The following is a 26,584-nucleotide window of genomic DNA, read 5'->3' on the forward strand; positions in this document are numbered from 1 at the left end:
AAAAGACAATCACCTAACAAGGCCTCCTAAATTCAATCAGCCTTGTTAGATTTAAAGGCTTAATAAAAACCTTCGGAGCTCCGAAGGTTAATTGTGGGGAATAAAACTATTCTGTTTTTGTTTGATCTAGTGTTTTAAAGAAATTTAATGTAGCATTATTTGGAAGTGTATAATTTTCCGGAAGCGACTCTTTGATCGCTTCAAGCACTTTGTTATTGCTTTCTATAATTTTATTGTTCATTTCTTCAAAGCTCGTAGATAATTCGTCTAATACTTCATTTTTGCTGTTTACATTCGTTGAGCTTTCTTTCGGTAAGACCTCTGTGGTTTCAACCGGCTGTTCATTTGATTCAGCAGCTGAATCTGCTGCAGAATTCGCCGGAGCGGCCTTTTGAGCTAGTGCTTCAGCTTTTGCTTTTCGAAACTCGAAAAGCAAATCCAAATATTTATCCCACCAATCGATATCCACTTCCTCTTTCGTCAGAAGTTCAAACAAATGCTTTTTAATTTCAGACTTCATATGACATGTCTCCTTTATTTTAAAGTTTGCTGATAAATTTTCAAAACCTTGTTGACAGCTTCCTCCATATTCCAATATTCCATTGCAAACTTGTGCGCATTGGATCCTAAAGTTTTTCTGAGCGTCTCATCTTCCAACAACTGATGGATGGAGTTGCATATGGCCTGTGCATCTCCTTTAGGGGTAACCATACCGGTCACATTGTGTTCGACGATTTCAGGAAGACCACCGGCGTCGCTGACAATGACAGGAAGTCCGGCTAATTGTGCTTCTATAACAGACAGCGGCTGATTTTCGAGAAGACTCGGCAAAACATACACATCAGCAATTGAAAGAAGATAAGGGACATCATCGCGCTTTTTCATAAACACGACATCATTTTCCAAACCGAGCTGTCCGCATAGAATTCGCAGTCCCGCCATTCTCTCTCCGTCGCCGGCAATCCAGCATACCCAATCATCCCGAACCTCTTTTAAATGTGAAAGCGCGGTAAGCAGATGCTGAACACCTTTGTTTTCAACGAGCCTACCTGTGAAAAGGATAATTTTCTTATCTGTTTGCGGTATTTCCGCTGACTTTATATCCTTTCGTTTTAGAAAGCTATCAATATCATAGCCATAATGGAGAACACTGATTTGTTTCTCCGGTGTATCAAATTCCTTAGTCAACAGATTTTTCAACCAATTGTTGGCAACGATTGTGGCATCAGCCGAAACCGCGCCGACCCGTTCAAGATGGTCGAAGTACGCCCTTGCAACGTCAGAATTAGATCTTCTGTGGATCGTTGTCAACTGGTGTCTGATTTCATAGGCTACACTCCCGTGAAGCGTTGCGACAAGCGGTGTGTTTTTTGGCTTTACCCGTTTCAGGCAGCCGCTTGAGATGACATCTTGGGCATGGATCAGATCGTATTTTTCCAATCCTAAATAAATGGCTGCAAATTCGTAAACATAGCGCTGGATCTCTGTAAAGTGAATCAATTGATTGTCAAATATTTGCGGAAAAGATTGTTGATTGACCGATTGCTCAATCATAGGCATCAGCTGTTCTTTTTCGACCTTGCGATTTTCATTTACAATATGAACAATCTGATTCTCCTCTCCATATCCAAGCAAATCGACCTCATGTCCCATAGATTCAAGCGATTCTTTCAGCTGGATCATATATGTCCATACACCACCTACATGCGGAATACTCCAATAAGTGGCAAGAAGAATTTTCATAAGCATCTCCCTTTTTCATTTCTATCCAATGCTCTAATTATTTATATTGGTGATTGTCATATCTTGTGTAGGACGGATATCCAATTCAAAAAGATTATTTTTCAAGAGGCTGCTAAAAGAAAAAAATCCGCTCTCCTTTTATAAGAGAACGGATTTTTCTTTTAGTAATAGGGGGAAATCATCATATAGACGAGAACACCTGTCAGGCTGACATACAGCCAAAGCGGCATCGTCCAGCGGGCGATTTTGCGGTGGCGTTCCACCTGCATGCTCAGGCCTCTGAACAGAGTAAACAAGGCCAAGGGAACGATTAAAGCGGACAAGACAATGTGTGTGATCAAAATAAAATAGTAGATCGGTCTTATGATCCCTTCCCCGCCAAAATGAGTGTCAGGCATCAAGGAATGATAAGTTAAGTATGAAACGAGAAAGATGAACGTTGTCGTAAAAGCGGCAAAAATAAACCGTTTGTGCGCCTTAATGTTTTTCTGTTTAATCATGATCAGTGCAGCCACTAAGAAAATGAATGTGAAGCTGTTGCAGACTGCGTTCAAAAGCGGCAGAAAAGTCAAATCCAAATGAGCGAATTTGTCGCTTTTCGGCATGAAAAACAAGAAGGCAATGACACCGTTTATGATAATCGTCAGAGCAACAACAATGCCTGTATAGTTTTTATTTTTTTGTGTATGTGTCATATCGGGCAATCTCTCCTATTTGTGCAAGCTATCAAAATCGTATTCAAATTCAGGAGGAATGTCAACGTTTTCGGCTTTTCGTCAGAATTTAGTCACAGAATATACAAAAATTCCCCTCCTCTAGAACGAGGAAGGGAACCAAGGCGGATGCCTTAGAAATTCATAGCATCTTTAGCCATTAATTTTTCGAATTCTTCTTCAGTTACGATATCTTCTTTATTCGGTTTATGCTCAAACTTTACGTCACCATCGATATTTTTGTACGTCGTTGATGCCGTGATGCCTAAAGATTGAGGGGCTTTTTTGCTGTCAACAGACAAAGAGATATCCGCATTTTCAGTCAGAAGATTTTCTTTGTCATCGATTGTTGATGTCACATCAAACTTTTTGAATGTGACGTCTTTCAGTCCGTCTTTAATCTTGTTCAGCTCGCTCTTCGGAACAGCTTCTCCGCTCGCTTTTCCGGCGATTTCGATAAACTTGACGACCGCAGCTTTAATTTCTTTGTCACTAAAGCTGAAAGCGACTTTTTGAGCTGCGCCCTGCTCTTTTTCTTTATCCGTCAGATCCGCTTTTTCAAACTTATCTGCAGGCAGATTGTCCGCAGCTTCTTTGATGGATTCCATCAATTGTTTTTGAAGTTCATCCGTGTCTTGAGATGAAGTTTTGTCATCTTCAAGCGGGAATTCAAGGTACTTGCCTTTGACGCTGTCAAAATTCATGCCGGCTGTTCCAAGGAAGAAGCCAAAGCTGTCAAGAATGCTGTCAATTTTAATGTAGCCGACTTGTTTCTTTTCGTCCATATAAACCGGAATATCGAAATCAAGCGACATGTTTTGGACTTTCAGCTTCGCTTTAATCACAGCCTCAGACTGTTTCGTTTCAGCATTCGTTTTTCCGCTGATCGTTAATGTTGCATCGTTCAGCATATCAGCGACTTGCTTATCTTCCGCTCCAAGGTTGGATGCGTCAACTTTCAAGCCGATATCACTTGAAAATTCGTATGATTTCGCAGAAATCAGCTTTTTATAAGCCGCTGCGTAAGATCCTTTTGGATCAGCCTGCTGACATGCAGCTAATACAAGAACAAAAGCTGACATCAGCATCAATAGAGAAAAAATTCTTTTTTTCAAAACCGTACGCTCCTTTTGTCATGATCTTTCTGGGATTTAGGAGGATCCATTGTCTCGTATCCTAGGTAAATATACCAGAAGTCATAAGAATTCTATCACAAAAAAAATCGTAGAATGTGAAATTTTTGTTTAAAATTACATTAAAATTTAATTCTAGCAACCCATTTGCAAATTGCTGTTCTTTTTACTATAATCGAAAACTGTATGTTTTAATGGAAAGGAGCAAGTTTTATGATAACGGATGAAGAACTGCAAAAAGACAGCTCCGGCTTGCAGAAGGAATTGAATGAATTGCAATTTCAACTGTTTCGGATGCGTGAAAATATGAAGGATATCTCCAAAGATTCGCGAGTGCTCGGTATTGATCAATCGAAAGACGATGAATGGATGATTGTCCATTCGATTGATGATGGCCGGACATGCAAGATCATGTTAAGCGATTGCCAGTCGCCGTACCGCGGGAGATGTGATTTTTCTCTTGTCGCTTCCTACAAAGAAGAAAAACGTGCGATCCATATCGCGGATATTAAAGGGCCGGCAGGCTACGGTTATGGGTCCATCTGCATGAAGTATTTAAAAGAAAAAGCCCGCGAGCACAACATACCGGTCATCATGGGGGACATTGCTGAAAGGGATTGGGACCATGTGGACCGGCTGATTCATTTTTATGAAAAGCATCATTTTGAAGTAACGATCGATCCCGGTTCAAAATCCGGCGAAATAGAGTGGCAGGATCTTTAAAAGTATGGTGAAATAGATAGAAACAATGAAAGGTGTGCCTGTTCATGTTTCCAGATAAACTACAGCCAGGTGACGAAATCAGGGTGATTGCCCCATCGAGAAGCCTGTCCCTTCTCAACACCGACAAGATCGAAAAAGCGAGAACGGTTTTAAACAATCTCGGATTTCGAATCTCTTTTTCCGCACATGCTAATGAAATTGATGAATGTTCTTCCTCCAGCATCAAATCGAGAGTAAGCGATCTCCATGATGCCTTTTCCGATCAACGCGTCAAAGGAATACTCACTGTGCTCGGCGGATATAACAGCAATCAGTTGTTATCACATTTGAATTATGAACTCATAAAGGCCAATCCAAAAGTGTTCTGCGGCTTTTCAGATATTACCGCCCTTTCAGCGGCGATCTATGCAAAAACCGGGCTTGTCACCTATTCGGGACCTCATTTTTCAAGCTTTTCAATGGGGTATGGACTAAACTATATGACAGATTACTTTTTGAAGTGCTGTTGCGCAAGCGGCGTCTACGATGTTGAACCATCATCGATGTGGTGTGAAGAAATCGAAACTGAAGAATGTCCCAAACAAAACAGCGGCCCTGTTGTGATCAATGAAGGCTCAGCTGAAGGCAAGATCATAGGAGGGAATTTGTGCACATTGAACCTATTGCAAGGTACGGAATATTTCCCTGACATCAAGAACGCCGTATTGTTTCTTGAGGATGATTGGGAATCGCCGGCAGCGTTTTTTGACCGCGATCTGCAGTCATTGCTTCATCTGCCCGATTTTCCCGGTGTCAAAGCTGTTCTCATTGGCCGTTTTCAGACAGCATCAGCCGTATCGCTTGAGCGCCTCAGACAAATTGTGCAAACAAAAAAAGAGCTTTCCCGAATACCCGTGATCGCGAATATAGATTTCGGCCATACAACCCCTTTCTTTACATTTCCGATTGGCGGACGGTGCCGGATCGACGCACAGAAAGAACAGGTATCACTTTGTATCACAAAACATTAAGGCAGAGGATGAACGCACATCCCCTGCCTTGTTTTATTTGGCAAGACCCCAAGGCGAAAATAACAGATACATGCAGACCATCAGACAAATCACAAGAACAGAGGCAAGTTTGGCATGCTTCCATGGCCGCAAATCAACCTTGGTATTTTTCTCGAGCTTGAATTCCGACTGCCTTGGCTTCAATTTTCCGATGAAAAGCATCAAGAGGACGGAAAACGGAAACAGAACAGCCAATATATAGAGAAAATGAATATGGCCGAAATAGATTTTAGAGATGGTATACAACACGATATGTGCGAATATCGCCCATTTCACGGCAAGCGCCGGCACTTTTTTCGTAAAGAATCCAACGACGACGGCAGCCAATACAGGGACATTGAAGAAACCGAACATTTCCTGCAAATAATTGTAAAGACCGGACGGCGCAAACAGAATAAAAGGCGCGATGATAATCGATACCGCGGCAAGGATCACCACAAAGATCCTTCCCGTTTTCACAAGCTCTTCTTCTTTTGCCTCAGGCTTGAAGAGCGGTTTGTACAAATCCAATGTAAACAACGTGATCGTGCTGTTCAGCGAACCGTTAAACGAGCTGAGAATCGCTCCGAATAAAATTGCGGCAAAGACGCCGATAAGTGCAGTCGGCAGCAAATCAACGATCAGCTTAGGATAAACGGTGTCAGCATTTTGAATATGACCTCCGTAAAGATGATAAGCAATAACCCCGGGAAGAACGAGATAAAACACACCGATCGTCTTAAATACACCGGCCAGCAATGCGCCTTTCTGCCCTTCAGCCAAGTTTTTCGCCCCGAGCGCCCGCTGAACGATCGACTGATTAACAGCCCAATAAAATAAGTTGTTCACCAGCAGTCCCGTAAAAATCGTCGGCCACGGGACTTCTGCAGCGTTGTCCGCTGTAATGGCATTCAGCTTTTCCTTATGTACACTCGTCAGCTCTGTATAGCCGTTTAAGAGACTGCCGTCGCCGATTGCCATGATTCCGAGCACAAAAATGAACAGACCGCCAAGAATTAAACCGGCGCCATAAATGGCATCAGCCGATGCCGCAGCTTTGAGCCCCCCGAAAAATATGTAGCAGCAGCTTGCGGCCCCGATCACAAGCGAGATGAAAAAAACAGTCGCAAACGTACTGATTTCAAGCGCGGAGGAAATATTAAACACTTGATCGAGTACGAGCGCCCCGGAGTACAAAACGGTTGGTAAAAATGAGGTCGCATATCCCAGAAGCAGGAGAATCGAGACGATTTGCCGAGTTCTCTGATCATAACGCTTTTCAAGAAAATCGGGTATCGTCGTGACTCCGGAACTGAGATACCTCGGTAAAAAGACAAATGCAAGCATAATGAGCGCAAGCGGTGCTGTAACCTCCCAAGCCATGGCACTCATCGTTCCCGAATAACTTTGTCCGTTTAACCCAACCATTTGTTCCGTCGACAAATTGGTTAAAAGCAGCGAACTTCCAATATAGAGAGCAGTGAGACTGCGCCCGCCGAGAAAATAACCGTCTGACGTTTTCAAATTAATATCTTTTGTCCTCAGATAAGAAAAAATAAAAATCCCTGCATTAATCAATAAAAATGTCATGATAATCCACAGCAATACTTCTACATCTCCTTTTCTAAATCAGCTGATATGTACATATCTATTGAACTACCCATTTGCCAATCTAAAAAAACATCTAAATCGAAAAAAAGATGCAGAAAACAGAAAAAAGACACTGATCATCTCCATGGTCAGTGTCCATCAATGGTAAAACTTATTATTTTAAAACTTTTACTTTAACCGTTTTAACGCCCCAGTTTTTTGCCGCGGATTTGCTTGGAACAAATACGTCGATTTTGTTCCCTTTGATCGCACCGCCGGTGTCGGCAGCAGTCGCTTCTCCGTAGCCTTCAACATACACCTTGGATCCAAGCGGGATCACGTTTGGATCCACTGCAATAATCTTGGCGTTTTTATTGGCGTTCAGATCAAAACCCGTAGCTGTCACGCCTGTCATTCCGCCGTCATTAGCAGTATATGCCGTCGCGGTAACCGTCAGTTCTTTTGCAGCGCTTTGAGAGCTTTGAGATTCGTTTGAACGGGAAGCCGTTTCTTTTTCCTGCTTAGGTGCAGGCGCAGCTTTCTCAACTTTCGCTTCTTTTTGTACGGCAGGCTTTGTTTCCGCAGGCTGCGCCGCAGCAGCTTGAACCGTCGCCTGTCCGTCAACAGTTATGGATGTATTCGGGTAAATGATATCTGATTTTATGTTGTTCCAATTTTTAAGGTCGTTCACGGAAACGCCGAATTGTTGGGCGATTTTCCAGAGAGTGTCTCCCTTTTTAATGGTATATTGTTTCTTTTCTTCTGTCTGTTTTTCAGAAACGTTCAGCTTTTGTCCTGGAATAATCAGGTCTGAGGAAAGCTGATTCCATTCTTTTAAGTCCTGCAGATTTACCCCTTGTTTTTGCGAGATTCCCCAAAGGGTGTCACCTTTTTGGACTGTTACTTCTTTTGCAGAGGCACTCGCTCCGAATGCAGTTGAAGATAATGCTGCAACTGCAACAAAGGACATAAACGTCTTCTTCATAAGTAAATCCTCCCTTGTTAGCTTTTTATTGTCCGGCTAACAGGAGCAATCGTAACATATGAAAATGTCAAATCAATAACAAAACAATTTGTTTTTGATTACAGTTATTTTACGAGGAGGATTTTCAGCCGTCCAAAAATCGGCATAAATTCAGGTGTATCAAGGGTTCCAATCTTTTTTCATCTGCAATAGGAGATTTACTAAAAAACTTTTTACATATGATGTTTTTGGGTTTTTTATGCTTCTTTCTCAGTTTTATAGGCTTGAAGCTCCTGTAGAAATACAGCGCCGTATTTTACTCTTTTTTGTTCTCCCACTCCTTTGACTGACAAAAGTTCTTCGTCTGTCAGGGGAATTTTCCCGCTCATTTCCCGCAGCGTTTCGTCAGAGAATATGACAAAAGGAGGCACGCCTTGTTCCTGGGCAAGCTTTCTGCGCAGCGTTCTTAACCGTTCAAACAATTCGTCATCTTTAACAATTTGACTTGTCTGCATTTTTTCTTTGCGCATCACCGCTTCCCGGCCGAGCAAAACGTTTCGCCCCTTGTTGGCGACAAAGAGAACGGGATATGTTCCGTCGGACATCTGGATGTACTCATCTGCGATTAAAAACTCTATAAAATCGCTGATGTCGGCAATAGACCGGTTCTTTAAAATTCCGTAAGTCGATAATTGCTGGAAGCCGTTTTCGGTCACTTTCTTATTTTTGGAACCTGCCAGAACTTGCGCCACCATGGTTTTTCCGAACCTTTCTCCCATGCGGATGATGCAGGACAGTACCATCTGTGCTTCCTTCGTCACATCGGTGATGCTTCGGGTGTCGAGACAGCTGCTGCACCTGCCGCAGTCTTCAGTCGAAACTTCTCCAAAATAAGAAAGAATAAACCGTTCAAGACAGCCTTCAGTATGGCAAAAGTCAACCATTTGCCTGAGCTTTTTCACGTCTTGCGCCCGAATGTCTTCATCTTCTGTCGACTGTTCGATTAAAAACCGCTGAAGCCGGATGTCCTGAGGAGAAAATAGCAGAATACACTCGCTGTCAAGACCGTCGCGTCCGGCTCGTCCTGCTTCTTGATAATAGCTCTCCATGTTCTTTGGAATTTGAGCATGAATCACATAGCGGATATTGGATTTATCGATGCCCATTCCGAATGCTGAGGTTGCTGTCATCACACTGATCTCGTCATTTAAAAAGAGATCCTGCTGCCGATCCCTTTCTTCATCATTCATCCCGCCGTGATAGCACCCGGCCGCAATTCCTTTTTGAGACAGGCGGCTTGATATTCTTTCGGCTTCCTTTCTTGTCGCTGTATAAATAATTCCCGCCTCTGAGCGGTTTTTCTCCACATATGATTCGATAAAACGATCCTTGTTTTCGCCTTTTAAAATTTTAAACGTCAAATTATCCCGTGAAAAACCGGTGAAAACCGTGCTCTCTTTTTCGATCCCGAGCTGTGTGCAAATATCCTCATGAACCTCGGGCGTTGCGGTAGCCGTCAATGCCAATACGACCGGACGGGTGCCGAGGCTATTTAAAAAGCTTTCAATATGTCTGTAGCTCGGCCTGAAATCGTGGCCCCACTGTGAAATGCAATGAGCTTCATCAATCGCTGCAAGCGGGATATGAATGTTGGAAATCACGCGAATAAAATCGGGAGATGTCAGCCGCTCAGGTGTGACATAAAACAGCTTGTAGCCGCCTTCCTTTAAAACGGAAAGCCGCTCAGCGATTTCGCCATGGCCTAAAGAACTGTTCACATACGCAGCTTGAATTCCAAGCTGATTTAAAGCATCCACCTGGTCCTTCATCAAGGAAATTAAAGGAGAGATCACAATGGTTGTCCCTTCCATAAGGAGCGCGGGAATTTGGTAGCAGATTGATTTGCCTCCGCCCGTCGGCATAATGCATGCTGTATCTCGTTTTTCAGAAACGACCGATTGAATGGCTTTCTTCTGGCCCGGACGCAGTGAAGGATAGCCATAATAGTGCTGCAATATAGCTTCAGCTTTCTCTAGCATATAAATGAAACCCTCTCTTATCATAAACTTCTTCCTGTCCACCATGATATCATATTTAAACCGGCAAGCAGCCTCTCTCCGTAAAATCGTCAATTCGATAAAGAAAATTCATTTTTAGCTCAAATACAAGAAACTCCGGCGCTGATGTAAAGCGTCAGAGTATTAAATGAATAGTTTCGCCTTTCATTTAATCGCAGTCTGTTGTTCAGCTAATAATCGCAAACGCTTCGCTTCCTCCAAGCAAAGTGTTTTGTATGCCAAGGCTCCGGTAATGCTCGCTCTGTCCGATGCATCCCGGCGCAGAGCGGAAAGCTTTGACAGCACAGATGCTGCGTCGTCTTGTATAATTCCGCGGTCATGCAGCATTTGAATCAATTCATCGCTTTCAAGGCGGAGCGCATTTTGATCAAATGTAGAGGCTGTTTCCCGCAGAACGTTGTGAACATCAGACCAAGCGCTTTCGATCATGTTTTCCCCTGCCGGCACCGACCGTACAGAAGTCAGTCCCGACAACCTTTTTTCCCGTACGGAGACGAGCTCCTGAAGCCTTTTGTCAAACTCCAACTCAAAGTCCTTGTATTTCAGTTTGATCAATTCCTTCATCCGTTCAGACAAAGGCTCCTTTAACAGCAAAACGCACATCATCAAAGTAGCTGGCCATGCCAATGATTGAACCGTCGCCGAAACAAATTCAAGCCAATCCATAAAATCAGCCTCCGTTTCAAAAGGAAAGTTGTTTTGTGAAAGATCCGGTGGTAATGTGGAATCGAAAGGAAAATTTTGTGCATAAAGGGGTGTGGTTTACCATGTGGATCATCATCATACTGATGATCATATTGATCGGATTTGCAGGAAACATTGTCGCCATGTTGCGCACGATTGTCAAGCAGAATGATAGAATCATCAGCCTCTTTGAGAATGAAATCAACAACAAACATTAGACAAATGCTCTGGAATTGAAGAATCGCGGAAGATACAAAACAGCCCCTCTCCTTATTCATAGATAAACAAGGAACCGATCAGTGGCCGTATTGAGAAACGGCTTCTTTTTTATGCTGTTTAAGATGCCGCTGGGATCGGTCTACAACCATATTAAATTGAATATTCAGATTAGTAAATATGAGTAAAGTCCTCTCCTCTCTAACCGATACACATGTTAAGGAGGTGGTTATGTTGGATATTGCTGTTTTATCAATGGCCATGAGTCAGGCCGCTCTTCATCAAAACGTGCAAATGTCGCTGACAAAGACGGCTTTGGACACCGCTGAACAAAGCGCACAGCAGCTCGTAGACATGGTGCAGGCCCCACATCCGGTTTCAGGACATCATATTGACCTGAAAGGTTAAGGCCAAAACATACATTCAGCAGGCTGCGAAGTCTGCCGGATGTATGTTTTCCCGAAGAAATTTTAAAAAAAACCGCTGCAACCTCTTTATTTTTTCTGGTTTTTGCACTATAATATTGTTCTGTGTCCCAGTAGCTCAGGTGGATAGAGCAACAGCCTCCTAAGCTGTGTGTCGGGAGTTCGAATCTCTCCTGGGACGTTTTAAATGAGAAGAGGCAAACCCTTAGTACATAAGGGTTTGCCTCTTTTGTTAATGGCCTTGTTGTTGTTGCTTTAAAATAAAGTTGATCAAAAACATCATTAGAGCCCACATATTATAGAAAGAACCCATTTTGAAATAAAGATTGATCAAAACGGATTCTTATCCAACGAATTTAAATTTCGGTTTTATAAAAAAATTTGAACATTTTCTGGTTCCTTTTACGAAACGATAATTTCATGATTTACTTGGTTAAAATAAAGCTTTGCTCAATTAAGTTATAAACTTCTTCTTCTGAATCTATACGTTCTAAAACAAGTGATATCCAATTTTCCTTATCCATATGATATCCAGGTAAAATACTCTTTCCATTTCTTAAACTACCACTTATTTCGGGAGGGCATTTTAAATTCAGAATATCTATTGCATCATTTCCATCTAAACCTAACTTATCTGGGAGAACATTCATTACAAGACCATACCATTTTTCGTTAGATTCATGTCTTAAAGCAGCATAGTTTGGAAATTTTTGAAATGGGTAATCTGGCGATGTACCGAATTTTTCTTTGACGTGCTTAAAGATATCTTCTCTTGTTAACATACTGAACAATTCCTCCAACAACTTAAATAGATTTTCGGCAATTGCCGATCCAGATGGGACAATGATGAATTTTTTGAAGTCACGATGTGAAGTAGACATGTTTTACTAACTGTCAATATTAAGGCTTTTATTTTGATCTGTTGTTATTTCCATTGGAATTTAACTTCATTTTTCTTTTATATTAAACAGTCTGACCTTTTGCCGTATATACTTCTTTTACCATAAGAAACCCCTTTTTGACAAACCATATCCAAAGCTGCATATCACTAGCAAAAAAAGCGATTACCTCTATTGGACTGTAACACATGCAGTTGGAATACCATTCGGAAGCTATTATCCAAAGATTGACTACAGTTATAATGTAATGCTAACGAAGAGTATGGCATCCATTTCGGGCAAACATGACAAGGCTCCGAACCATGAATTTTATTTAAGTGCTCCATCCGCTTCAAAGTCAACAACAATCTATAGATATGCGGTTAAATCAAAGGATGACTTTTGGAATTTGTGGTTCTTCGCTCCTAAAAAGTCTTGGAAAACTGAACTCTTTTAGAGTGAAATAACCCCCCCTTCTGGTAAGGAATCCTTTTTATCCAAACTAATAGAAGGGGGTTTTCAAATACAAGAGTTTTTAAATGCCCATGGAGGTCCGCTTATTCTGACTATTTGGTCTTTAATGCATGTGTTCAAATGACTTCACCTGAAGTTCAAACACTTCGAACAGAAATATCCATATCCCTTTTTCTTAACACGGTAGGAAGCGAAATTTCAGCTTCTTTCCCTTATTAGCGAACATATCACAGCCGGTGACCGATTCTAAAGCCATCTGCTGCGCCAAGTCCGAATGGACCTACCTGGAATGTTTCCGGTGTTGTCTAAATAGCTAAGTCTGCAAACTTACTTCTTTCTAGTATTTGATCATTTTAACCGGTCCATAAGATCTTTTCGCAAAAACCCGAGCTGGCAACAGCCGGCTCGGGCGGGTGGTCAATCCCTCTTATTCATCCCCTTTTTCTCTCGGGGTTCCTGATGATGTTTTTGGTGCTCCGGAGGCTGAGTCGTGCGTTCCAGCTCCTTTGCATCTTGTCCCATTCCTTTTAAAAAGGAGAAAAGCAGTGTAACTGCTTTGTTGATTTCCGGGTCTTTGAGCGAGCGGATGATATCAAAATAACCTGTTTTCTCTTCGCTGTCCTTCTGTTCCACCGCGTTTGCCACCCCCGCATTCACTTTCAAAATGAGAGGTTCCAGCTGTTTTACATCCAGCATGCCAAGCGTTCCGAACAGAAGAAGCAGATTTTTCAGTGTATTGGCCGTTTCCTCTGTATCTACCTTTTTCACTAAGATGTCAAGAACTTTATCTCCTTGGCCAAAAAAGCCGCGGAGCATTGGCAAAACACCGCGCTCGTTCATGTGGCCTATCATATGCAGCGTTTCAAGAATGGCTTCCTTATTTTCGACTAATGCATCTTCTATTTCTTTCATATCACGCTTTCTCTGTTCCTCTTCGGTTATCTCGATTTTCTGAATTCGTTTAATCGCTTTAGCCATTATGCCCAATCCCCCTTTTCACTGCGTCGCCAGGGAAAATATAATCCTTCCGCGCCCATTTTTTTTGTACCTGAACACCGATTTGCGGCTGCGGATTGCCGTTGCGGTGATTGATCTTAGGCAGCGGATTGCTTCCGTCCCGCTTCAAAATTTCCAATTTGGCCGATGTTTCTTTGTATGCAGGCGTATCGGTATCCTTATCGGCATGGCTGCCTGTTAACAGGTTGATCGCGGCTTCCCCTGAATCGTTCATTGGCAGATATACTTCCTTCCCTTTGACACGATCAGTGATCAAGCACTTCACTTTGACATTTCCGAAAGGCGATGTGAGTCTGACAAGGGTTCCGTCCTGAATTCCTCTTTCTGCCGCGAGTTCAGGAGAAATTTCTAAGAACACTTCCGGTGTTTTCTTCGAAATGCCGTTTGATTTGTAGGTCAGGTTCCCTTCGTGGAAATGCTCCAAGAGCCGACCGTTGTTGACGTGGATATCATATTCCTCACCGAACTCTTCAGGTTCTGTCCACTGAACAGGGAAGAGTTTGGCTTTGCCGTCCGGGAAAGGGAAACGCTCAGTAAAAAGTAAAGGCGAATCCTTTCCATCAGCGCTTACAGGCCATTGTAGGGAGTTGTAGCCTTCAAGGCGCTCATAGGTGACGCCGGCATAAATCGGCGACAGCATGGCTGCTTCCTCCATAATGTCTCCAGGGTGCTCATAGTGCCAGTCAGCACCGAGCTTATTGGCAACCTCCATAATAATCTGCCAGTCAGGCTTTGATTCGCCAAGCGGTTCAAACACCTGATATAGCCGCTGAACCCGGCGTTCTGTGTTTGTAAAGGTTCCCTCTTTTTCAAGGCTCGGACTCGCAGGAAGCACCACATCAGCAAACTCGGCTGTACGTGAAAAGAAAATGTCCTGCACCACAAAGAAATCAAGCTTTTCATATGCGGCGTGTACATGATTGATGTTGGAATCGACAAGACCCATTTCTTCACCTTTTATATACATCGCTTTCAGCTGGCCGGAATGGATTTTTTCGATCATTTCGTGGTTGGTCATGCCCGGCTCCTTCGGCAGCGGCACACCCCACGCCCGCTCGTATTTTTGGCGGACTTGTTCGTCCGTCACTTTTTCATACCCCGGCATTCTGTCAGGCATGCTTCCGAAGTCACTTGCTCCTTGCACGTTGTTATGGCCGCGCAATGGGTAAGAGCCTGTTCCCGGTTTTCCGTAGTTTCCTGTCACAAGCAGCAGATTAGAAATTGCTGTGCTCGTGTCACTTCCGCCAATATGCTGTGTCACGCCCATCGCCCACAATGCGCACACACTGTCAGCCTGACCAATCATCTCTGCCATTTGGATGAGGGTTTCTTGATCAATTCCGGTTTTCTCCTCGGCATATTCAAGTGTGTACGGCGTTAGGCTTTTCACATATTCATCCCGTCCGTTCACTCTTTCCTGCAAAAAGCGTTCATCGGCTTTGCCGTTTTCAATTAAATATTTAGCGATCGCATTCAGCCAGACGATATCTGATCCGGCACGCGGCTGGACAAATAAATCAGAGCGTTCTGCCATTTCGTGTTTTCTGATATCCGCTACGATCACTTTCTGCCCTCTCAGCTTATGAGCCCGTTTAATGCGAGTGGACAAAACCGGATGCGACTCAGACGTGTTCGAACCGATAATCAACACAAGGTCCGCTTCCGCGATATCTGTAATCGACCCTGAGTCACCGCCATAGCCGACTGTCCGGAACAGGCCGGCAGTCGCAGGAGATTGGCAATAGCGCGAGCAGTTGTCAACATTATTTGTGCCGATGATCCCTCTCGCCAGCTTTTGCATGAGGTAGGATTCTTCGTTTGTACATTTAGAAGAGGTAATAAAGGCAAGTGAATCGGGGCCAAACTCTTCTTTTACATCCGTGAACTTGCTGGCAATCAGCGATAACGCTTCCTCCCACTCCGCTTCACGGAAACGGTCGCCTTCGCGGATCAGCGGCTTTGTCAGGCGTTCCTCACTGTTTACGAAATCCCAGCCGAACTTTCCTTTTACACAAGTAGAAATGCCGTTGGCCGGTGCTTCCTCCTGCGGCTCGACTTTCAGAATGTCTCTGCCCTTTGTCCAGACATCAAAGCTGCAGCCGACTCCGCAGTATGTGCAGACGGTTTTCGTTTTCTTGATTCGTTCATCACGCATGGCAGATTCCATATCGGAAATGGCGAGAATCGAGCCGTAACCTGTTTCTACGCCTTTTGTAATCTCGATCATCGGACGCAGCGTTTCGTCATCGATTCCTGTTAAATATCCGGCTTCCCCCTCCATTCCTTTTTCCATCATCGCATTACATGGACAGACGGTAGAACAGTGGCCGCATGATACACAAGATGACTCATTGATTGGCACATCATTATCCCAAATGACGCGCGGGCGTTTCCGCTCCCAGTCAATGGTCAGTGTTTCAGTTACCTGAACATCCTGACACGCTTCGACACAGCGTCCGCACAAAATACATTGATCCGGATCGTACCGGTAAAACGGATTTGATTCATCCTTATGGTAAGGCTTCTGATCAAACGGGATGCTTTGGTGATTGACTTTCATTTCTTTCACCGTATTATGTATTTCACATCCCCCGTTGTTGTAATCGCAAACTGTACAATAAAGCTCATGATTATATAAAATCTTATCCATCCCGATGACCTGCGCTTTTTTCACATCAGACGAAAGCGTATCAATGACGTCGCCATCCTTTAATTCAGCGGAGCACGACCTCTTCAGCTCGCCATTGATGCTGACGATGCACGTATCGCATGTTTCAATCGGCCCTAAGCTGGGATGATAGCAAACTTGCGGCACTTCAATTGAACTGTTATTCAAAAGCTGCAGCACCGTCTGTTCCTCGGACGCTTCCATTTCAACGCCGTTTATTGTGATTTTTTTCTGTTCAGCCATCTCCATTCCCCTTTCTTGCTTGTGTATATACCGAATTACCCATTTCTCTTCCCTTGCAAGGGATCAATCAAACATACAAAGCGCACTCATATGTTTTATTGCATCAACGCCGGCAAACGCCGTCTCAAACAACCTCGCTCTCTGAAAACACAAACCAATCAGCCGCCGCGCTGTTTCTGATTTTTTCTACAAATGTGCTGCCGGCATCCAAGCACTTTTTCATTACCACTGCCAGCTCGCAAGCAAATCTTCCTGTTTTTGGTGCCCCAATTTCATATCGATTATCCGGGAGTCTGCGGCTCTTTTATCATAACGCCCTAGGTGAGCTCTTATGACTAAACCCCGTTTGGGACGATTTATTTTAAAAGGAAATTATCAAAAAGGCAGAAATGACGTTTGCTCTTGCTTAAAAGCGCTGGTCTTATGATTCCGGCTCAAGTATCAAAGTAATCATGCCCGGAAATCCTGAGAAGAGGTTTCTGGACTGCGTATCATAAGAGCTGGTGTGAAGAAATTGAAACCTTACATTATTTAATTCGTATCTATAGTAATTTGAACATTATAGGGAGTGTTAAATTGAAGATTGCACTATGGATTATTGCAGGTATAATATTTTCTCTTGGTTTAGTAATAGCAATCGGTATTCTTATGTTTCGGAGGGAAATAAAAAAGTTAAATCCAGAGTATATTGTACAGTTTGTTAAAGCAAAATCAGGAAGCGGAAATGTCTCATTATCCATAAAGCACAATGATGAGAATTGGGTTGATGTTAACGTAAACGAGCAACTCCCTCTGGCAAGTACTGTAAAAATCATCTTAGCCATTGAATATGCACAACAAGCGGCAGCAGGGAAAATCGATCCGCAAAAAGAAGTAAGATTAAAGGAATTAGAGAATTTCTATATTCCAAAAACAGACGGCGGTGCGCATGAGACTTGGATTACTCAATTGAAAAAAAACAAAGAGATAGATCGTGTTCCATTATGTGAGGTAGTTAACGGGATGATTGCTTACAGTTCTAATGCAAATACTGAATACTTAATTGAGGTGCTGGGGCTTCAAAACATCAATCATGTTCCAAAGAGCTTAGATATGTTAAAGCATGAGCCTATATATCCCATTGTAAGTGCACTCTATATACCTGCCCAACTGATGAATGAAAAGAACTTATCGAAAAAAGAAATCCTAGAAGTAATGAAAAACATGGATATGCATGAATACCGTAATAAAGCGGTTGAAATTCATAATAGATGGCTGAGCCAACCACTAACTGATCAAGAAAAAAAACAATTAAGAAAAACTTTGGACAAGGATTTTCAAAAAATTTGGTCCGACCGTTTGCCCCGATCAACGACTAGAGATTATGTATCTATTATGAAAAAGCTAAACAGCAAAGTATATTTTAGTGCAAATGTATATCAATATCTTGATCCGGTAATGGAACAAATAATGAGAAATCCAAACAATTGTGAATGGCTTGTTCATGCGGGACAAAAGGGAGGATCTACTGCGTTTATTCTTACAATTGCAATGTATGCGACAGATAAAGATGGAAACCAGACAGATATTGCATTTTTTGCAAATGATTTAACTTCATTCGAGAAAGCAAAACTTTCTCGAAATATGAATGGGTTCCTGCTGAAATTTTTAAAAGACTCTAATTTCCGCGCCCATATCAAAAAAGAATTACCTAATTTAGATTTGCCTGGTTCACTTTCATGACTATCCCCCATCGGAATACCGCGCTCGCGGTCTTTGCCGATTTGGCCAAAATATAATTTCAATTCTTGGTTTCTCGAAATCAAGAATCATATCTCCTGTGACTCGTCTGGCGTCGATTCTGTTTCTTTTTCAATAAGTCTCGATCGGATTCAATTTGTCATTAAGCAATTTCTCAATCTTTTCAATTCGTATTCCTCTCATTGACTTCTGCCAGACGAGAGCTGCATAAGCTGTTTTAATTTGATTTAAGTTAGACACAGAAATCTTACGACCGCCTTTTTCTACTGGTGTTTGGTGCTTTGCCTAAAAAAGAAGTTTTTCAGCAAATTAAAAAGCCCTTTTTCTTCATTGGCAGAAGAAAAAAGGCTTCTCTTTTTTTTCGTTGTTTCAGCGGTCGTGGCCAGTGAATCCCGGTTATGTCACCTTTTTTGATAGCTCACCCCAGGCTTATGCGACAAGAACTCATGCTTCTTTTTCGACCTTGAAAACGGCCGGCGCAACCTAGGATTCGACTGCTTCACCGACGATGTTGCTTGTCGATCTGCCGTTTTCATGCAGAATATCTGTTACATGCGAAGGATCACTACACTTCAGTGCAGTTTATGACTTCTGTTGGCAGAGTTGGACGCAACTCGCCAACAGGGGTTTCCATAAATGTATATGGCGGGGGGACGAAACATCTCCTCTGAATTAATTAAGAAATTTTAGGCAGATCACTGTCTTCCTAAACTTCCTTTTAATCAGTTTTCAATTTCCTTCTTTCTGTCAATTGCAATTTTATACAATAATGTACAAGTGTTTGTTCGTCATGTTCATTCATCTTGATAAATTCAACTGTCATGAACTGTTTGTTTGTTCTGGGATCAATGTAAGTGCGTTTGACTTGAGCATGGACGGCAATCACATCTTCATCATGTCCATTTGGCAGATGGATACTTAGATTCAAATCATCTTCCGGTTCGTGTTTTTGCGTCTCATCAATGATTAACGCAGCGCCTCCAGCACTGATATTTGCTGTATATGTTTTAAACATTGAGCCGGATCCATATGGGCGAACAGTGACAGGAATCGTTGTATTGACTCTAAAAAATTGTCGTCTTTGAACTTTTGTCATTTGATCTTCTTCAGGTAAATATATATTTAATACAGGTATATCCTGATAGATTTCTCGGCCTTGTATTACACTAGTGAATTTATATGGGGCTTGTTGCTCACTTATAAAGTGAACCGTGGCCATTGTATTTGTTGGAATAATAACGGTTCTCCCCGTTTCTTCATCCACAGGATAATGCACTCTTAAAACATTGCCTTCAATAGATAACACTTTGCTTTTCGCAAGGACATACTCTTGAATTTCGTTTTCAAATTCTATTGTTATGGTATTTCCTAAAGATAACAATGGGCATCACTCTTTCAATTCTACTTAATCATTATATCGGTACTATGACACATAATTTAAAAAAAGAAAAGAAGTAGGCGTTGAAGAAATTGAAAGACTTATCATATCAACGGGATCTTACCGCCTTGTGTTGACAATCACTCGCAATACTGCATAGACTCCAGCCACGTCTCAGTAACCCTGACGATCTTCATCATCATTCGATTATGGAAAGGTGTGTCTCTCATTCTATGCCACTTTTTTTAGATTAAATATAAAAACCTTGAAAGGCAATAGCCAATCAAGGTAATTCTTCAAGGTTAATCAATTCTCGAGTCAATTTAGGCATGAATATAATAGTCTGGTTCTTCATCCATTTTCTTCAAAAACTCTTCGAGTGATGCGCAATTTTCTTGTCAAAATAGTATACTGGACAAACACCGTTCTCTTCTCCCTGTTCTAAATCTAGAGTAAGATATGTAACCTCACCAACTTCAAAAACACTAACATGTTCTCTGGGTACAGTTCTCTAATGCTTGGATCTATAAAATCATCCTCATGAGTAACTATGAGGGTCCATTACTCTATCTCTATAGGTTTTATCAAGATTACAAATAAAACCATACCCTACTCTTAAATAAAACTCTCTTAGTTCATTAGGAAATTTTTTTCTAATCTCTCTTCTGCCTCAATTACATCAACTTCCAGCCGATATATTACATGTTTTTTGTTGTTGTTTTAATTGTTCCAACGTTTGATCAATGGCTTTGTGCAACGCCTGAACATCCAGAGTCTTCATGGCATTCTCCTATTTTGTTTTCATCGATGAAGCCAGCTGTTTGTCGGTGTCCGTCATTGCTTCGACTGCTGATTCCGTTTGAACGGCTTGTTTTGAGAAGGCGGAGGCATAGGAAGAAGCGATCTTATTAATCGTCTGATTCAATTCCTCTATCTTCTTCGTCGCAACAAGCTGATTCTGACCCTTGATATCTGTCGGAACCGCCGCTTTCATTGAATGGCTGGAATGCTTTAATTTAGAAAGCGCTTGTTTGACTTCCCCGGTATTCACTTTTATTTCTTGACCCATTTTTCATTTACTCCTTGTTTCGCGCTTCTCGCTTCGCGTTTTCAATCTTTTTCTCTAAAGAACGAACCTCCTGGCTGAGCGAGTGAATATCCTCTTGTAAAGATTTGATTCGTTCATCGATTTTGCTTAAAACATCAGAAAGCTGTTTTCCGCTGATGTCATTGTAGGCAGTCTTCATCAGGCCGCGAATACGGTCAAAGGAGTCAGCAAGACTGCCTTGCCATGTATGAGACGACAACTGTGGTTCGGTGATCGTCTTTTTGGAATCAGAAAACTCCGTTTTGTCTTTTTCTAGCTCTTTGCGGCAAGCTTTCAGCTCTGCCAAAAATTCTTTCTTCATCGATAAATCAACTTTCATGATATCTAAAGCCAGCGTTTCTCCAAGTATTGAACCGATCATATGCAACACCTCGTTTCCCGAAAAATGTATGACAAAAGTAATAACCAACTAAGAGTTTACCACTATACGGAAAGGAATTGGTGAATAAATCCTTTCAATCCAACAAAATGCATCTTTAAGATCAGGCCAATAAACCTATTCTTTAACCGAGAGTTTCAAGCGCATAAAAAATGCCGCTAATGTAACGACTGCAAAAAGATCATTCAAAACTTATTTCTAAGCTAAACAACAAAATCATGAAGCTGGTATACTGCTTCATTTATTCGATCGGTGAGCTTTTCTGCTGCTCGGGTTAAATATTTTTCAGCAAATCAAGAAATACTGATGAAAAAGGTGGTGTTTATTTGGATTTCCCAATCATTCATACAAACTTTTGGGATGCTGTTATAGCAGTGCCAATTATTATGATCGTCACACAGGTCATTAAAGTTTTTCTCAAGGTTCCCAAAAAGTATGTCCCATCAATTGCGCTCGCACTAGGCTTAATCATATCTGTTTGCATAAGCCATCGGCACAGCCTCATAGCTGGAGTATTTATGGGCGGATTCTATGGTTACGCAGCTATTGGTTCATATGCATCATTGAAAACAACCATTTCATCATATAGAAACAAAAAAACATAAACAGGCATGAAAATATATATTCCAGAGTTGAATTCGCTTTTTTTCCGCTTTTATCCCCCGGATGAGGCGCCCAATGCAAGTTCACATGTCCTTAAATACATAAGCCTTAATCATCGAATGGGAAGTGATCCTGTTTGATGTCTGCCATTGAAAGGATCGTCGTCGTTCCTGCACGCCGGCTTTACTTTATAATTTTTTTGCGCCTGTTCTCTTTCCCTTGATATAGGGTTGAAGTTTGATTTCCCGAAAAAGCGAATGAATACCGCCTCAACAGACAAAATAAGAAGAGTTGATATTTCAGCACAATTCACAAAAGGAGTGAAACCATTGTATTGAATAATTATCAAACTGAAATGGTCTTCAGATGCCCCTTTCTTATTATAAAATTCAATGATATGGAGTGATAAACGTGATGCAAAAAAATGGAGCAGACAAACCCGATGATTACAAAAGATTTTCTTCAGCAGACAAGGAATACGATTCTCAGCAATCGTTAGACAGCAATGCTAAGACAGAGAACGCTGAAACTGATAACAAAGAAAACATAAATGACAGCACGGATGTGGCTGGAAAATATTTTGACCCCTCGGATTATGAAGGAGCCACGCAGTTGGAAAAAGGATTGGCTGAAACTCATGAACAGGTCAGTGATGACTATTTTGAAGGAACGATCGATCAAAATTTAGACTAACGATTTTAAGGAACTAACTTGAAAGGTAAAGTTAGTTCCTTAATCGTTAAATTAGCTTTGGTATTCTCAATGACCTTGACCTTTTAAAAAAGTGATTGGCCCTTCCTTAAAATAAAAAAGACAAAAAGGGAACACATGATTGCGCTGGTTTTGTATCCCCAGACTCTTTGTTATATAATATTTTATCTTTCTCAATTTATTTTTCCATTAATATCCATGTCACTCTTTCGTAAAATCCAATCCCGCCGGTCAAAAGGAAATCAGCTGCTCAAAGTGGCTGAACTGCAACGCCATCCGTCGATTGGATTCTTATATGAATCTTCTATCTATTTGTGTTAAGATAAAGTCATCTTTTTACAGAAAGGAAGGCTACGATGAAAAAATATTTACTTATAACGACCAGAACCGAGAAATTTAATGATCAATATGTACCAGCTCATTATGAATTTTTGGACAGGCTGAAAGCCGAGAACCGCTTGGAAATGTTTGGCCCTTTTAGCGATGCTTCTGGGGGCGCTTATCTTATCAGCGCAGAGTCTCTCAAGGAAGCAAAAGAGATTGGGAATTCCGATCCGATTATTGACAGCGGATCTTCCACACTTGTCATTAAAGAATGGCAGATTAAATAAATATTATTCTATATATTCTTCATAAGCCTTCTCCATAACAAGGGAGGGTTTTTTTTACATCCGGAAGCGCTATTAAAGGAGAATCATAAAAAGCCGACCAATTTTAATTCTCAGATTTTTTTGAACCCACAATCCCATTATTCCGTCGTAAGGGCATGAGACTATTCCTTGCCACGAACAATCTAGGGGCAAAAGTGAAACAGCAGTCCCTGCGTCCCCGATTCATTTATCAAACTGAAAAAGTAATTCAATGTCTTTAAAAGTCTTATTAGTGAACATCCATTGCTGTTTATGACCGAGCGTTCTCATCCATGCCTTCTATCCGTTCCACTGTCTTTTTATAAACCTTTTTAAAAAGCTAATGTCTGCTTTGTGATCCAAATTCCTTAATCGTGATGTTCACATCATATTGAATGGGAATCTCCGTGAACACTTCATCCCAATTTTTCTTCAGCCTCTTCCAAAGAGAGGGATGTTGAATCCTCATTTCATCACCGAAGCCGGCAAGGTCGGCTTTATATTCCCTCTGCATTTTTTCTGTAACCTGCTCAACCAGCTGTTTCACTGTTTGTGACGCATATGCTTCCTTCCTTTTCAAATATGTTTTGTTAATTTCTGCGTCGACAGTATTCCAGGTTTCGGCCAGGCGTGCCTCTGACTCAATTTTCACTTTAAACGAAAGGCGGTTTCCTTTAACGACTGGCTTGATCTCACTCTTTATATGATCAACAGCCAAAGCCGTCAGTTTTTTTGTTTTCGGATCATAGTTTTTGATGGTACCGCCTATCCCTTGTCCTTTAATCCACATGATCCCGTCCAAATCTTTTTCATCTAATAAACCAAGGAGCTTGTTTGTTTTTCCGTTAATGGCTACAGCTCCTGCATATTTGATTTCCCCATTGACACCGACAACGTTTTGAAGCAAATAGCTCGTTCCAGCATTCATCATGCCCGGTAGTTTGGCAAGTGTGATCGGAGGAAGAATCTTTTTCGCCTTAAAGTCATTGTGAATAATTCTGCTCAGGTGAAACGCGGGTATTTCCCCTGAGCCGTCTTTCAGTTCTAGTGCATCGCTTGCTCTTCCTCTTGTGATAAGGACAAGCGTACTCAGCCTGATTTCATTGTCCCTCAGAGACTGATCAAGCAATTCCTTCAGTGAATATGTACGAAGCAAATCCGCAGCAATGACGATCACCTTTAAGTGGGAGCTGAAGACCGGCCTGTCCTGTCTGAGCGCTACTTCAGTGCCTATTTGCTGAAAGGAATCACCCGTTTCATATACGTTAATGTAAGCTTTTGCGTTGCTGCTGCTTCCCCCGGCAATCTTAACCCCTGCTGTGTACGGACTAACATATTGGTATGTCAAAGTGATTCGATCTTTCTTTGGATAATTACCGCCTATTTTAGTAAAATTTTTTTCAAGGGCAGTCGCTCGGCCTTCATCAACCCCTAGAGCAAAAGTCAAACCAATTTCTTCAATTTCATGGCTGCTCCAGCATCCGGTTAAAAAAAGAATGATGATGGAAAATAAAAAGCAGATCTTATAAGTGCTAAGTTTCATGTTTCCGCTCCTCACATGAAAAAAAATAAACAGAATTACAATGGATCTAACTAGGGCTGATCCTAATTTTCCCTTGGATCAATTTTTATATATATGGTAATTGAAACCATATCGGAGAGGCTTCTACACCGATCAAAATCGTACGCGATTTTCAGTTTGTGCTTCTCTCTCAAAAAACTTCCATCTTTTTCAACTCAGCTATGCTACAATAAAATGGAAAAAAGGAGGGGATATGGAATGAAACGCTTTTTGCTGATCACGGTGTTGGTTTGTGGATTTTTCAGTTTTGGGAGCAGTGCTGAAGCTTATTCGTTCCCGCACAAGCTGAATCTAACGTTTACGGGAACTCATGTGGAGGACATTCCCTATAGCGACTCTAACGTTTCTCACTGGCATATTGGCTACAAGTTTACGATTTTCAATGCAGAAAACTGCAAAACAACGATTAAAATTCAGATGATGCACCTTTCCGGCAGATTTATGAGTTTAAGCATTAAAGATTTTGAAGGTAACTGGCCTGATCGAACTGCTCAAGACGTCATCACATTGATGCCTAGGACTTACAGACTTTATTTTGAGAATACCGAAGGTGAATGTAAGGATATTCGCATTAAAGGAACGTACGGAGCTATTCCGCAAACGTATGATCATTTCTCGTCCTTCAGCCAAAGATAGCCGTTATAAAAGACTGCAGGAAGGCAATAGAAGAATAGAGGCCTTTACTGACTACAAACGGATGTGGGGGAATCATTTGAAAAACTTTTGGACATACGAAGACGAAGATCCGTACACTTTAAAAAGCATATCAGAGAGAGGCATTCTGAAAGCTGAAAAAAAGTTAGGTGTGAAACTTCCGGCGGAATACAAAGCGCTTATACTTAAACAAAACGGCGGCTATATTAATTTTAATGCCTTCCCTTCTGAACGGCCCACCTCCTGGGCTAAAGATCATGTCCAGTTTGACTACTTATTAGGCTTAGGAAAAAAGGAAGGAATTCTCGAGAGTAAAGCCTTTATTAAAGAATGGGGACTGCCCGACAACCTGGTCCTTATTCATGGTGACGGCCATACGTGGATAGCGCTTGACTACAGGGAGACGAAAGAAAATCCGCCCGTTCACTATTTTGACTCAGAACTTGAAGAGGATTTTAGATTAGCCGGTTCATTTGGAGAATTTCTCTCTAAACTTTATACAGATGACTCCATTGATGTTGACAGCTGCGAACATACGGAAGGCATACATCCTGAGAATGCAGATATTCCCTATGTCTATCCGGAAGATGCCATCACAAAAGAAAGAGCGGAACAGATTCTGACTGAAAATTCGGCAGCCGATCTGTATCAGATTCATTACTACCCTATTGAAAGTATCGATGATTTAAAATGGTTTTTGACAAAAATGAAACAATCCGCTTTAAAAGCAGACCGTGACATTGGTTTGGAACTTGCCGCCGCTTTGGAATCGATCGTTTCTTACTATAAAAAATTAACGTTTGAACATGAACAAACAAGAAGGTTAGTCCGCGACATCGTGGTGATATTAGAGAGATTGAATGACGCTGATGTGGACATATTCTTATCTCAAATTCGAGATTTATTTTAAAAAGATCCAGCCCCTGTCAATCAAGGGCTGGTCTTGTGAGCATCTGTTTTTTAACGTTTTAATTTTCGGGTGATACGCGGCAGGTCTATCTCGTTGATGCACGCCTTTTCTTAATAGTTCCCGAACCCGTTTTTTTGCATATCCAATCGGGCATACATTCGTTTGAGAAGCGCTTTCGCCTCTTCTCCCGGGAGACGATCAACGGCGTCAAAAATCGCATCACATTCAGCAGATGTATTGTCATCTCGTGAGCCTTCTTTATCCATCAAAACAACCGCCCTATTTGCCGCAGGTGTATCACAGGGCTGTTTTT

26 protein-coding genes and 1 tRNA gene are annotated in these 26,584 nt (G+C 41.8%); 11 read left to right on the forward strand and 16 right to left on the reverse strand.

The window, feature by feature from the left end:
- Positions 1–106: 106 nt before the first annotated feature.
- The 4 genes from MST20_RS06115 to MST20_RS06130 all read right to left on the reverse strand — a co-directional run bounded on the left by MST20_RS06115 (position 107) and on the right by MST20_RS06130 (position 3,571).
- The gene (locus tag MST20_RS06115) at positions 107–520 is read right to left on the reverse strand and encodes a hypothetical protein (protein WP_243940813.1); all 414 of its coding nucleotides are present in this window, start codon (positions 518–520) and stop codon (positions 107–109) included.
- Positions 521–534: 14 nt separating this feature from the next.
- Positions 535–1,743 (reverse strand): glycosyltransferase family 4 protein, encoded by a 1,209-nt coding sequence (locus MST20_RS06120; RefSeq protein ID WP_243940815.1) that lies wholly within the window; start codon positions 1,741–1,743, stop codon positions 535–537.
- Positions 1,744–1,904: 161 nt separating this feature from the next.
- Positions 1,905–2,438, reverse strand: a complete 534-nt coding sequence (locus MST20_RS06125; RefSeq protein ID WP_221660131.1) for a DUF420 domain-containing protein — start codon at positions 2,436–2,438, stop codon at positions 1,905–1,907.
- 152 nt (positions 2,439–2,590) lie between these two features.
- Positions 2,591–3,571: a hypothetical protein gene (locus tag MST20_RS06130; protein ID WP_243940817.1), complete on the reverse strand. Its 981-nt coding sequence runs from the start codon at positions 3,569–3,571 to the stop codon at positions 2,591–2,593.
- Positions 3,572–3,802: 231 nt separating this feature from the next.
- Here MST20_RS06130 and MST20_RS06135 point away from each other — a divergent pair, with 231 nt between their 5' ends.
- Together MST20_RS06135 and MST20_RS06140 are read left to right on the forward strand one after the other, a co-directional pair.
- Complete coding sequence (locus MST20_RS06135) at positions 3,803–4,312, forward strand: GNAT family N-acetyltransferase (protein ID WP_243940819.1); 510 nt, start codon at positions 3,803–3,805, stop codon at positions 4,310–4,312.
- A 44-nt stretch (positions 4,313–4,356) separates the two neighbouring features.
- Positions 4,357–5,322, forward strand: a complete 966-nt coding sequence (locus tag MST20_RS06140; protein WP_243940821.1) for a S66 family peptidase — start codon at positions 4,357–4,359, stop codon at positions 5,320–5,322.
- A 33-nt stretch (positions 5,323–5,355) separates the two neighbouring features.
- On the opposite strand, the gene MST20_RS06145 is transcribed toward MST20_RS06140, so the two are convergent.
- From MST20_RS06145 to MST20_RS06160, 4 genes are all read right to left on the reverse strand, one after another.
- Positions 5,356–6,945 carry a solute:sodium symporter family transporter gene (locus tag MST20_RS06145; protein WP_243940823.1) on the reverse strand — a complete coding sequence of 530 codons (1,590 nt, stop codon included), beginning with the start codon at positions 6,943–6,945 and terminating at the stop codon, positions 5,356–5,358.
- A gap of 160 nt (positions 6,946–7,105) precedes the next feature.
- Positions 7,106–7,915, reverse strand: coding sequence for a 3D domain-containing protein (locus MST20_RS06150; RefSeq protein ID WP_023855696.1), 810 nt, complete (start codon positions 7,913–7,915; stop codon positions 7,106–7,108).
- A 236-nt stretch (positions 7,916–8,151) separates the two neighbouring features.
- Positions 8,152–9,933, reverse strand: a complete 1,782-nt coding sequence (gene recQ, locus MST20_RS06155; RefSeq protein WP_243940825.1) for a DNA helicase RecQ — start codon at positions 9,931–9,933, stop codon at positions 8,152–8,154.
- Between the two features lie 183 nt (positions 9,934–10,116).
- Positions 10,117–10,638, reverse strand: coding sequence for a hypothetical protein (locus MST20_RS06160; RefSeq protein ID WP_243940827.1), 522 nt, complete (start codon positions 10,636–10,638; stop codon positions 10,117–10,119).
- Positions 10,639–10,739: 101 nt separating this feature from the next.
- Between MST20_RS06160 and MST20_RS21165 the strand changes: the two genes are divergently transcribed.
- The 3 genes from MST20_RS21165 to MST20_RS06170 all read left to right on the forward strand — a co-directional run bounded on the left by MST20_RS21165 (position 10,740) and on the right by MST20_RS06170 (position 11,478).
- Positions 10,740–10,874 (forward strand): hypothetical protein, encoded by a 135-nt coding sequence (locus MST20_RS21165; RefSeq protein WP_261378973.1) that lies wholly within the window; start codon positions 10,740–10,742, stop codon positions 10,872–10,874.
- Positions 10,875–11,103: 229 nt separating this feature from the next.
- Positions 11,104–11,280, forward strand: coding sequence for a YjfB family protein (locus MST20_RS06165; RefSeq protein WP_374706248.1), 177 nt, complete (start codon positions 11,104–11,106; stop codon positions 11,278–11,280).
- A gap of 124 nt (positions 11,281–11,404) precedes the next feature.
- Positions 11,405–11,478: transfer RNA gene (locus tag MST20_RS06170), tRNA-Arg, on the forward strand.
- Between the two features lie 244 nt (positions 11,479–11,722).
- Here MST20_RS06170 and MST20_RS06175 read toward each other — a convergent pair.
- The 3 genes from MST20_RS06175 to fdhF form a co-directional block, all read right to left on the reverse strand.
- The gene (locus tag MST20_RS06175; protein ID WP_243940829.1) at positions 11,723–12,079 is read right to left on the reverse strand and encodes an MmcQ/YjbR family DNA-binding protein; all 357 of its coding nucleotides are present in this window, start codon (positions 12,077–12,079) and stop codon (positions 11,723–11,725) included.
- A gap of 987 nt (positions 12,080–13,066) precedes the next feature.
- Positions 13,067–13,627 (reverse strand): helical membrane plugin domain-containing protein, encoded by a 561-nt coding sequence (locus MST20_RS06180; RefSeq protein ID WP_243940831.1) that lies wholly within the window; start codon positions 13,625–13,627, stop codon positions 13,067–13,069.
- Positions 13,620–16,577 (reverse strand): formate dehydrogenase subunit alpha, encoded by a 2,958-nt coding sequence (fdhF, locus tag MST20_RS06185; RefSeq protein WP_243940833.1) that lies wholly within the window; start codon positions 16,575–16,577, stop codon positions 13,620–13,622. Before fdhF ends, MST20_RS06180 begins: the two co-directional genes overlap by 8 nt.
- A 576-nt stretch (positions 16,578–17,153) precedes the next feature.
- On the opposite strand from fdhF, the gene MST20_RS06190 reads away from it, so the two are divergent.
- Positions 17,154–18,299: a serine hydrolase gene (locus MST20_RS06190; RefSeq protein ID WP_243940835.1), complete on the forward strand. Its 1,146-nt coding sequence runs from the start codon at positions 17,154–17,156 to the stop codon at positions 18,297–18,299.
- Positions 18,300–19,035: 736 nt separating this feature from the next.
- Here the strand turns inward: MST20_RS06190 and MST20_RS06195 are convergent.
- The 3 genes from MST20_RS06195 to MST20_RS06205 all read right to left on the reverse strand — a co-directional run bounded on the left by MST20_RS06195 (position 19,036) and on the right by MST20_RS06205 (position 21,164).
- Entirely contained in the window at positions 19,036–19,698 is a 663-nt protein-coding gene (locus tag MST20_RS06195) for a flagellar brake protein (RefSeq protein WP_243940837.1), read from the reverse strand.
- A gap of 787 nt (positions 19,699–20,485) precedes the next feature.
- Positions 20,486–20,764 carry a YwqI/YxiC family protein gene (locus tag MST20_RS06200; RefSeq protein ID WP_243940839.1) on the reverse strand — a complete coding sequence of 93 codons (279 nt, stop codon included), beginning with the start codon at positions 20,762–20,764 and terminating at the stop codon, positions 20,486–20,488.
- 7 nt (positions 20,765–20,771) lie between these two features.
- Positions 20,772–21,164 (reverse strand): YwqH-like family protein, encoded by a 393-nt coding sequence (locus MST20_RS06205; RefSeq protein ID WP_065643880.1) that lies wholly within the window; start codon positions 21,162–21,164, stop codon positions 20,772–20,774.
- Positions 21,165–21,508: 344 nt separating this feature from the next.
- Here MST20_RS06205 and MST20_RS06210 point away from each other — a divergent pair, with 344 nt between their 5' ends.
- The 3 genes from MST20_RS06210 (at position 21,509) to MST20_RS06220 (ending at position 23,107) form a co-directional block, all read left to right on the forward strand.
- Positions 21,509–21,787: a hypothetical protein gene (locus tag MST20_RS06210; protein WP_243940841.1), complete on the forward strand. Its 279-nt coding sequence runs from the start codon at positions 21,509–21,511 to the stop codon at positions 21,785–21,787.
- Positions 21,788–22,196: 409 nt separating this feature from the next.
- Positions 22,197–22,478, forward strand: coding sequence for a YozQ family protein (locus tag MST20_RS06215; RefSeq protein ID WP_106071105.1), 282 nt, complete (start codon positions 22,197–22,199; stop codon positions 22,476–22,478).
- A 374-nt stretch (positions 22,479–22,852) separates the two neighbouring features.
- The gene (locus MST20_RS06220) at positions 22,853–23,107 is read left to right on the forward strand and encodes a YciI family protein (protein ID WP_106071106.1); all 255 of its coding nucleotides are present in this window, start codon (positions 22,853–22,855) and stop codon (positions 23,105–23,107) included.
- A 358-nt stretch (positions 23,108–23,465) separates the two neighbouring features.
- Here the strand turns inward: MST20_RS06220 and MST20_RS06225 are convergent, their stop codons facing one another.
- A complete protein-coding gene (locus MST20_RS06225) occupies positions 23,466–24,668 on the reverse strand; it encodes a Ger(x)C family spore germination protein (RefSeq protein WP_243940842.1) in 1,203 nt (400 codons plus the stop codon).
- A gap of 237 nt (positions 24,669–24,905) precedes the next feature.
- Between MST20_RS06225 and MST20_RS06230 the strand changes: the two genes are divergently transcribed.
- Positions 24,906–25,343, forward strand: a complete 438-nt coding sequence (locus MST20_RS06230; protein ID WP_243940844.1) for a hypothetical protein — start codon at positions 24,906–24,908, stop codon at positions 25,341–25,343.
- A gap of 76 nt (positions 25,344–25,419) precedes the next feature.
- Positions 25,420–26,271, forward strand: coding sequence for an SMI1/KNR4 family protein (locus MST20_RS06235; RefSeq protein ID WP_243940846.1), 852 nt, complete (start codon positions 25,420–25,422; stop codon positions 26,269–26,271).
- Between the two features lie 110 nt (positions 26,272–26,381).
- On the opposite strand, the gene MST20_RS06240 is transcribed toward MST20_RS06235, so the two are convergent.
- Positions 26,382–26,537, reverse strand: coding sequence for a hypothetical protein (locus MST20_RS06240; RefSeq protein ID WP_243940848.1), 156 nt, complete (start codon positions 26,535–26,537; stop codon positions 26,382–26,384).
- Between the last annotated feature and the right edge of the window lie 47 nt (positions 26,538–26,584).

It is taken from the genome of Bacillus sp. B19-2 (assembly GCF_022832475.1).
Classification (GTDB): Bacteria; Bacillota; Bacilli; order Bacillales; family Bacillaceae; genus Bacillus; species Bacillus paralicheniformis.

What these genes read in the sequence shown, in the direction of transcription:
- MST20_RS06115 (WP_243940813.1), bottom strand. Translation starts at nt 520, where the DNA reads ATGAAGTCTGAAATTAAAAAGCATTTGTTTGAACTTCTGACGAAAGAG.
- MST20_RS06120 (WP_243940815.1), bottom strand. Translation starts at nt 1,743, where the DNA reads ATGAAAATTCTTCTTGCCACTTATTGGAGTATTCCGCATGTAGGTGGT.
- MST20_RS06125 (WP_221660131.1), bottom strand. Translation starts at nt 2,438, where the DNA reads ATGACACATACACAAAAAAATAAAAACTATACAGGCATTGTTGTTGCT.
- MST20_RS06135 (WP_243940819.1), top strand. Translation starts at nt 3,803, where the DNA reads ATGATAACGGATGAAGAACTGCAAAAAGACAGCTCCGGCTTGCAGAAG.
- MST20_RS06140 (WP_243940821.1), top strand. Translation starts at nt 4,357, where the DNA reads ATGTTTCCAGATAAACTACAGCCAGGTGACGAAATCAGGGTGATTGCC.
- MST20_RS06150 (WP_023855696.1), bottom strand. Translation starts at nt 7,915, where the DNA reads ATGAAGAAGACGTTTATGTCCTTTGTTGCAGTTGCAGCATTATCTTCA.
- recQ (WP_243940825.1), bottom strand. Translation starts at nt 9,933, where the DNA reads ATGCTAGAGAAAGCTGAAGCTATATTGCAGCACTATTATGGCTATCCT.
- MST20_RS06160 (WP_243940827.1), bottom strand. Translation starts at nt 10,638, where the DNA reads ATGGATTGGCTTGAATTTGTTTCGGCGACGGTTCAATCATTGGCATGG.
- MST20_RS21165 (WP_261378973.1), top strand. Translation starts at nt 10,740, where the DNA reads ATGTGGATCATCATCATACTGATGATCATATTGATCGGATTTGCAGGA.
- MST20_RS06165 (WP_374706248.1), top strand. Translation starts at nt 11,104, where the DNA reads ATGTTGGATATTGCTGTTTTATCAATGGCCATGAGTCAGGCCGCTCTT.
- MST20_RS06175 (WP_243940829.1), bottom strand. Translation starts at nt 12,079, where the DNA reads ATGTTAACAAGAGAAGATATCTTTAAGCACGTCAAAGAAAAATTCGGT.
- MST20_RS06180 (WP_243940831.1), bottom strand. Translation starts at nt 13,627, where the DNA reads ATGGCTAAAGCGATTAAACGAATTCAGAAAATCGAGATAACCGAAGAG.
- fdhF (WP_243940833.1), bottom strand. Translation starts at nt 16,577, where the DNA reads ATGGCTGAACAGAAAAAAATCACAATAAACGGCGTTGAAATGGAAGCG.
- MST20_RS06200 (WP_243940839.1), bottom strand. Translation starts at nt 20,764, where the DNA reads ATGGGTCAAGAAATAAAAGTGAATACCGGGGAAGTCAAACAAGCGCTT.
- MST20_RS06205 (WP_065643880.1), bottom strand. Translation starts at nt 21,164, where the DNA reads ATGATCGGTTCAATACTTGGAGAAACGCTGGCTTTAGATATCATGAAA.
- MST20_RS06220 (WP_106071106.1), top strand. Translation starts at nt 22,853, where the DNA reads ATGAAAAAATATTTACTTATAACGACCAGAACCGAGAAATTTAATGAT.
- MST20_RS06225 (WP_243940842.1), bottom strand. Translation starts at nt 24,668, where the DNA reads ATGAAACTTAGCACTTATAAGATCTGCTTTTTATTTTCCATCATCATT.
- MST20_RS06230 (WP_243940844.1), top strand. Translation starts at nt 24,906, where the DNA reads ATGAAACGCTTTTTGCTGATCACGGTGTTGGTTTGTGGATTTTTCAGT.
- MST20_RS06240 (WP_243940848.1), bottom strand. Translation starts at nt 26,537, where the DNA reads ATGGATAAAGAAGGCTCACGAGATGACAATACATCTGCTGAATGTGAT.